The sequence below is a fragment of the Actinomadura geliboluensis genome (assembly GCF_005889745.1).
GTDB lineage: Bacteria > Actinomycetota > Actinomycetes > Streptosporangiales > Streptosporangiaceae > Spirillospora > Spirillospora geliboluensis.
This window is the reverse complement of the sequence record NZ_VCKZ01000449.1, coordinates 1-7,100: the sequence shown is the minus strand read 5'-3', so window position 1 is coordinate 7,100 and position 7,100 is coordinate 1. Positions and strand designations below refer to the sequence as shown.

The following is a 7,100-nucleotide window of genomic DNA, read 5'->3' as shown; positions in this document are numbered from 1 at the left end:
GGGGGAATTCGGTTGCGGCCAGCCGGGCAGCCGCGTCAGGGCCGGGACGACCCCTGGAGGGTTTGCGGGCGGCGCGCATGATGCGGTCGTAGTAGTGCCGCATGATCGCGTCGGGTCGGCCACCGGACCAGCGGCTGAGCCGCATGGTCAGCTGCGCGAGGTCGGCGAGTGCCTGCTCGTCGGGGACCAGGCCGTTGTTTGCGGCGCGCTTGAGCCGGACGGCGATGTCGACGATCGTCGATTCGGCGTCGCGGGCGTGGGTGACGACTCCGGCCGTCCGGGTGGGCAGGGGCAGTAGCGCGTCGGCCGGCTCCAGCTCGGAGGCGGCGACATGCAGGCCCTCGTTGATGCCCGGGATCCGCACCGTGCACTGGTGCTCGCCGTCGGGTGCGGTGGCCAGGGCGGTGATGAACCCGCGCCAGAGCGGATGGTGCGTCTTGGCTCCGGTGGCGGTGCGTCCTTGGCGGAACTGGACTTCGGCGCCGAGCCGGAAGCTGTAGCTCGGGTCGTGGTCGTGCCCACCGCGGTCCAGATGCTGCTGGTGGAGTTCGGTGAAGGTGTCGTGGATGTCGAGGTCGCGGCGGTCGGCGTAGCGGGCGAGCTGCTCGACCAGCGAGGTGATGAGCGGCGCGGCCAGGGCGGGGTCGGCGCGGTGGCTGGCGCCGTCATCGGGCAGGAGTTGCTGCTGGTAGGCGTCGAGCGCGGTGGCGACGGCCTCATCGGGATCGGACAATGCTGTACCTCCGAAGATTCACGCGGGCGAGTAACGGGCCTGGTCACATCAGGCGTGGGCGCCGGTTCGGGTTCGGTGGATCTGTGCGGCTGGAGCGCGCTCGGGTGGGCTGCTCACCGGCCAGGAGAGCGGCGATGTCGTTGGGGAATCCGGTTGCGGCGCGCCGGAAGGCCGGCGAGCAGCCGTCGGGCGCGGCAAGGATCTGGCCTGAGCGATGGCGAAGGTGCTGCAGTACGTGCTCGGGTTTGGTGCCCGACCAGGCGGCCAGTGCGGTCGACAGTTCGGCCAGGTCCGCCAGTACGAGCGGATCGCGGTCGGCGTCGGCTTCGTGATGTCCGGCCGATAGGCGGGTGAGCAGGTCGGTGATGGTGTCTTCGGCCGCGGTTGCGCTGAACACGGTCCCGGCGGTGCGGGTCGACAGCGGCACCATGCGGGTGGCCGGCTCCAGTGCGGCCGAGCTGGTGTGCTGAGGATCGATGATCCCGGGGATCCGCAGCACGCACTCGGGGTCCTGTCCGGGGCCGGAGGACTTCAGTTCGGTGATGAATCCCCGATGGGGTTCGATGTCGCGGTCGCGGAACTGGACCTCGGCGTCGAGGCGGAAGCTGTAGCGCGGGTTGGTGATGGCGCCGCCGCGATCGATGCGGGCTTGGACGAGGGCGTCCAGCAGGTCGACCACGTCCAGGCGGTTGCCCTCGCCGTAGTTGATGAGATCGACCACCAGCGCGTGCAGCAGCCCTTCGGCTTCGGCGCGGTCGGTGCGGTGCCCGTTGGGTAGGTCACCGAACAAGTACTGTTCGTAGGCGTCCAACGCCAGCGCGGCGGCTTCCATCCGCTCGGTCATGCGTGCACCGGCCGCGATGTGGGGGAGGTTTTACTGGTGTCGAAGGCGAGCCATCCGGCGGGGACGGGGACGGTGCGGGCTTCGTGCGGGGCCAGGTGCTCGTTCTCGGTGCACTGGTAGAAGGGGCCGCGAGGCCCGAGCAGGACGGGGAGCTGGTGGTCGAGGTGGTCGCGGTACCACAGGGCCATGCCGGTGGCGCCCTGCAGCCGCATCGCCTCCCACGCGAACCACAGCGCGGTCAGGCGGGAGATGGCCTCGCCGTGCCGCCACCATTCGGCGCACCAGCGGAACTCACCGCCCAGCGTCCGCCGGTACATCGGGACGAAATGCTCGCTGACCCAGGCGGTGACATCCGGGTACAGGGACTCGGGGCGTTTACCGCCGGTCGCCGGCGGAGCAGAGGTGGGCATGAAGCCTCCAAAGCTGTGAGTGCGTGCATCTGAAGGCCCCTTTCTGTCTGGACGTGGATGTGGATGTGGACGGTGGTGCGGGCTAGGGCGTGGTCGGGGTGTCAGGGTGGTTGTGGTGGTGGCGGGCTGCCTCGGCGATTGCGGTATCGGCGGTCTTGATGGCTGTGCTGATGGCGGTGGCGTGCGGGCCCTTATACCAGGGCCGGAGCCGGATGAGGGCGGGTTTTGTGCCGGTGGCCAGCAGCAGCGCGGTCCCGGTGGGCAGGGCGCGGATGTCGGCGGCCTGGAGGATCTCCTGGGGCCGCAGGGAGATCTGTTCGCTGGCGCGTCCGTCGCTGTAGGTGATGGACCGGACGGGCACGTCGTGCTGTCCGATGAGGGTGGCCAGGTCGCGGACCAGCCGGGGCGAGTCGATCCCGGCGCCGATGAGCTTGCGGGTGGCCGCGCCCCATAGCGCGGCCATTCCGGGTTCGCCCCAGACGGTGACGCCCTGCTCGTAGCTCTGCAGGATGGTGACCGGGATGATGCCGCGTGAGCCCAGGTGGGAGTACAGCTGCGGCAGGTCGGCGATGCGGCAGATGTTGGCGGCCTCGTCGAGGGCGACGATCAGGGGCGGGTCGAGGCGTCCGCCGGCTTGTTCGGCGCGGCGTTCGGCGGCGCGCATGGTGGTGTCGGTGAGCGCGGCGATCAGCGGGGCGGCGGCCGACAGCGACTTCGACAGCAGATACAGGGTGTCGCGCGAGCCGGCGAACGCGTGCGGGTCGAAGACCGGCAGGCTGCGGTCGGGGGTGACCCAGGCGAGGATCTCCTGGTCGCGGAGCGCTTTGGCGGCGGTGCGCGCGGTCTGGTAGATCCCGTCGCGGGTCTCCACGGCGCCGTTCTGGGTGCCTTTGAGGGAGGAGGCCATGAGCTGGAACCCGGCCTCCTGCAGCAGTTCGATCGGGGTTGGGACGGCGGGCTCGTCCAGCCACCGCGCGACATGGTGCAGTGACCGGCCGGAGGTGGCGGCGGCCAGGAACAGCGCGCACAGCAGGTCTTGCGCGGCCGGCCCCCACAGGTCCTTCTTCTGGCCGTCGTCGACGGTGAGGACGAAGTGCCCGGCCAGGCGGTGGGCGTCCTCGACCGTGGACAGTCCGGCGAGCGGGTTCCACCACCACGCCTGCGGCTGGTAGGTGATGCGCTGCGGGTCGAACAGCCAGCTCTTCCCGCCGGTGCGCTGGGCGCGGACGGTGGCGATCGCCGACCACAGGTCGGCCTTGTTGCTGGTGGCGATGACCGGTCCGGGTGCCGAGAGCACGTGCGGGATCGACTGGGTGGTGGTCTTGCCTGAGCGTGGTGCCATGAACGCCACCACCGTGTCCTCGAACGAGGCGAACAGTGTTGGGCCGCTGCGCTCGCCTGGGAGGAGGACGTCTCCGAGGACCAGGCCGATGTCGTCCGGCTTCAAAGTGCCGGGGTTTGATGTGGTGAGGGAGCGGCGCAGCTCGATGGCCTTCTTCGCTGTGGCGTCGGGTTGAAGGGCGGTCAGGCTGGGGTTGTCGGCGAGCGCGGCGACGGGATCTCCGGGGCGGGGGATACGGCGTGCGACCCGCGACCAGATCTCCCCAGCGCAGTAGACGAGCGCGGTGGCCAGGAGTACCAGGATGAGCAGGACGAGCCAGGTCGGCGTGCCCGGCCAGGCTTGATCGGTCCGCCCTCGGGCGAGGGCGAGTGCGAAGTCGGTGCCGAACGGCATGACCGTCCCGCCTGCCGCGACAGCGCACACCTTCGCCGCGAACCACACGATCCACAGCCCGACGATGGGCGTCCAGCAGGCGGCGAGGACCAGCCATCCGGCGGCGGCATTGGAGTGCCACAGCGATGCACGAGGCCCCAGTGCACGCGTCATGCGGTCGCCCTGATGGCCTGGTCGGTGTCGTAGAGGTCGGCTTCGGGGCCGACGAGGGAGAGCTCGACGGGGATGCCGAGGCGTTCGCCGGTCTTGATGAGGTACTTGCCGCGGCCGGGGTGACGGGCGCCGGGCTGCCAGGAGTCGGGCGCCGACCAGGAGGTGACCAGTTGCTGCTCGGGGCCAGTGAGCGGCGTGATTTCGTGGACGCGGGCCAGTTCGCGGGGCGGGAGACCGGCCAGGACGGTGATGGCCGAGCGGTCGGCGAAGCCTTTGGCCTTGGCGCGGTCTTCCTCGCTGGCCAGCGCGTCCAGATCGGCGAGCGAGTGGGTGATCATGATCGAGGCCATGCCCTTGGCGCGGTTGAGGCGGGTGAGGGCGTCGGCGTGCTCCACCAGTCCGGGAGCGCCGCGCAACGCGCGCCACAGCTCGTCCATCACGCCGAGGTAGGAGCGTCGCGGGGCGGCGCCGAGGTCGGCGAGGGCGGTGGCGGCATCGACCATGCCGAAGGCGTAGGCCCAGGTGCACAGCATCGCGGCGGTGAGGAGCTTGTCGCCGGCGGCGCGGACGCGGGAGATGTCGACGCTGATCGCGGGTGCGTCCAGGTTCAGCGGCCGGGTGGTGGCCGCGTCGAACACGCCGGCCAGGGACCCGGAGATGAGCAGGTCGAGGGTGAAGACCAGATCGCGGGTCTGAGCGCGGTAGGCGTCGCTCGAATCGGTGCGGGCTGCTCCCCGCAACTCGTCCGGCTCCTGCTCCAGGATGTGCAGGACGTCGACGATGGTGGGTTCACTGGTGAGGCGGTCGTCCAGCAGGTCGATGGCGCGGCCGAGGACGACCTCCTCGGCGTTGGTGATGCGGGCTTCGCGTACCAGCGTCGCCAGCGCCAGCAGTAGGGACAGCCGCCGGGACCGCACTTCCCATCGCAGGGTCTCGGTGTCGGCCCCGGACAGGCGGCGGCGCGCTTCGTCCAGCGGCCCGGCGTCGAGGGGGTTGATGCGGTCTGCGCCGCGTCCGACGCGGATGACCTGCCCGCCCAGGTACTCGACCAGGCGGGTGTAGTCGGGTTTGGTGTCGCCGAGGACGATGGGTGTGGTGCCGGTCGCGACCGCGCCGGTGACCAGGCGTTTGACGAGGGTGGATTTCCCGGTGCCGGGCTGCCCGAGGACGAACATCCCGGGGTTGGTGACCAGCCCTTCGCGCAGCCAGGCGAGGGGATCGAGGCAGACGACCTCGCCCCAGAGCTGGTGGCGCCCGACGGGGGTGCCGGCGGTGGGCGTGCCGGACCCGGCGGTGAAGGGATACAGGCCGCAGACCTGGCTGGTGGTGGCCTGGTATTCGGGTGCGGCTTCGACGTGCGCGGCGCGTCCGGCACCACGCCCGCGCCACCCCCAGGGCGGGGCGAGCGGTTCGGACATGGCCAGTGTTTCGGCGTTCGGCAAGCACGACCTCCTCAAGGTCAAAGGCTCTTCGGGCAGTGGATTCTTCGGGGTCAGTGGATGAGGCGGCGGGACAGCTCGGGTGGGCAGATGCCGCACGGGAGGGTGGTGGCGAAGCCGGCGGCTTGGCTGCCCCACAGGCGCCGCAGCCGGATCTTGGCCGAGTCGGCCGCGGTCTCCACGTGCGCGGCGGCGCGGCGGAGCTGGTCAGGATCGGCGGCGGTGACGGTGGCGTACAGCGAGACCAGGCAGACCCCGGCGCCCATGGCCTCCTCGGCGGCGGCCTGGCGGGCGCGGGCGGCATCCCAGCTGTCGCGGGCGGTCTCGTCGCGTCCGGTGCGGCGGCGGAACTGGGTCCGGAACGCCGCCGCGTTCACCTCCTGCTGCAGGACCCGGCTCGCGGCCGCAGCAGGCAGCGCCCGGTACTGCAGCGTGACGCGCTTGGGGAACGGGCCGGGCGCCACCAGACGGGCCAGGACGTCGGAGCGGACGTTCTGGCGCGGCGGCTCATGCCACGCCCAACTCACCGAGACACCGCCGTCGTGCTCGTAGTGCCCAGTGTGCTCGGTAGCGGCGACCGGCCCAGCGTCACACCAGTTCAGGACATCGTCTGCGGCGGGGCCGGCGAGGAGCCGGTTGACCTCGCCGCGTGCGCTGGGGTCGAACGCGGTCCGCACGGCCCCGGCGATCTCGGCGGCGGTGGCCCGCCCGAGGACGGATACACCGCAGCCGCCGAGCCGCGATGCGAGCCCGTCGAGGGTGCGGCCCAGGTCGGCGACCGCCTGGTACAGGTCTTTGGGACGGGTCGCGGACGCGCGCGGGTCGAAGGTGATCGACACGCGGGTGTCGACGTCGGCGGCAGCGGCCGGGGCGGTGCGGACCAGCTCGCCCATGATGGTGCGCGCCGGAGCGGGCGCCGCCGGGACGATGGCACGGTCCACGGCGTCGGCGAGGGTGGAGCCTGGCTCGGGCGCGGTCTCCACGGTGACCGTCACCCACCGGACGGCGGGCATGTGCCCGAGCGCGGCCAGCCACCCGCCCCAGCCCGCGACCCAGGCGTCGGCGTCGCCGCGGTCGGCCAGCCACGTCGAGGTCGGCACCACGCGCAGGGTGGCGGTCAGCAGCCCGGCACGGCGGTCCCACACGATCCCGTACCGGCCGCCGTACCCGTCCTCGGCGCTCAGCAGCGTTAACGGCGCGAGCACTCCCGGGAGCTGGAACGCCCGCGGATGGTCGGTCACGACCCCGGCGCGGTAGCGGTTGTGGCCGCGCCACACGCCCCACTGCCAGCGGCACCGCGCCAGCACCAGCCGCGCCGACGGGACACCGCCGATGCGGACCAGGCCCAGCCCGCCGCCGACCAGCACCGGCGGCAGCAGATAGACCAGCAGCTGCGGGGCGATGGCGGCGACCAGGACCAGCAGCATCGCCGCGGCGAGCGCGATGAAGGTGGAGGCGGTGTCGAGGCCGAGCAGGCCGATGCCGTGCCGGCGCCGCCACCCGCCGTAGGTGCGGACCTCATGCCCCATGGCCACTACTCCCTTCACTTGCTGCGCCGGTCGGGCCGCCGGCACCGCCGGTCGCCGCCCAGCGGACTGCGTCCTCGCCGCGCTGCCGCTCCTGCTCGGCCGTCCGGACCGTGGCCGGGCCGACCGGTTCACCTCTACCTCGCCGGGCGCAGCAAGGACATGATCATCCGGGGCGGCGAGAACATCTACCCCGTCGAGATCGAGACGGTGATCTCCGGGCATCCCGGCGTCGCGCAGGTCGCGGTCGTCGGCCGTCC

The 7,100-nt window shown here is 71.8% G+C and carries 6 protein-coding genes; all 6 read right to left on the bottom strand.

From position 1 onward, the window contains the following. The coding region (locus tag ETD96_RS38080) for a hypothetical protein (protein WP_138641345.1) at positions 1–733 on the bottom strand (733 nt) is incomplete at its 3' end. Between the two features lie 43 nt (positions 734–776). Continuing rightward, positions 777–1,577 (bottom strand): hypothetical protein, encoded by an 801-nt coding sequence (locus ETD96_RS38075; RefSeq protein WP_138641344.1) that lies wholly within the window; start codon positions 1,575–1,577, stop codon positions 777–779. Further along, complete coding sequence (locus ETD96_RS38070) at positions 1,574–1,987, bottom strand: DUF4913 domain-containing protein (RefSeq protein ID WP_138641343.1); 414 nt, start codon at positions 1,985–1,987, stop codon at positions 1,574–1,576. Before ETD96_RS38070 ends, ETD96_RS38075 begins: the two co-directional genes overlap by 4 nt. A gap of 82 nt (positions 1,988–2,069) precedes the next feature. Beyond that, on the bottom strand, positions 2,070–3,875 hold the full coding sequence (locus ETD96_RS38065; protein ID WP_138641342.1) for a type IV secretory system conjugative DNA transfer family protein: 1,806 nt from the start codon (positions 3,873–3,875) through the stop codon (positions 2,070–2,072). Continuing rightward, on the bottom strand, positions 3,872–5,317 hold the full coding sequence (locus ETD96_RS38060) for a hypothetical protein (RefSeq protein ID WP_240808518.1): 1,446 nt from the start codon (positions 5,315–5,317) through the stop codon (positions 3,872–3,874). Before ETD96_RS38060 ends, ETD96_RS38065 begins: the two co-directional genes overlap by 4 nt. Positions 5,318–5,367: 50 nt before the next feature. After that, positions 5,368–6,843, bottom strand: a complete 1,476-nt coding sequence (locus ETD96_RS38055) for an SCO6880 family protein (protein ID WP_138641341.1) — start codon at positions 6,841–6,843, stop codon at positions 5,368–5,370. Positions 6,844–7,100 lie beyond the last annotated feature (257 nt).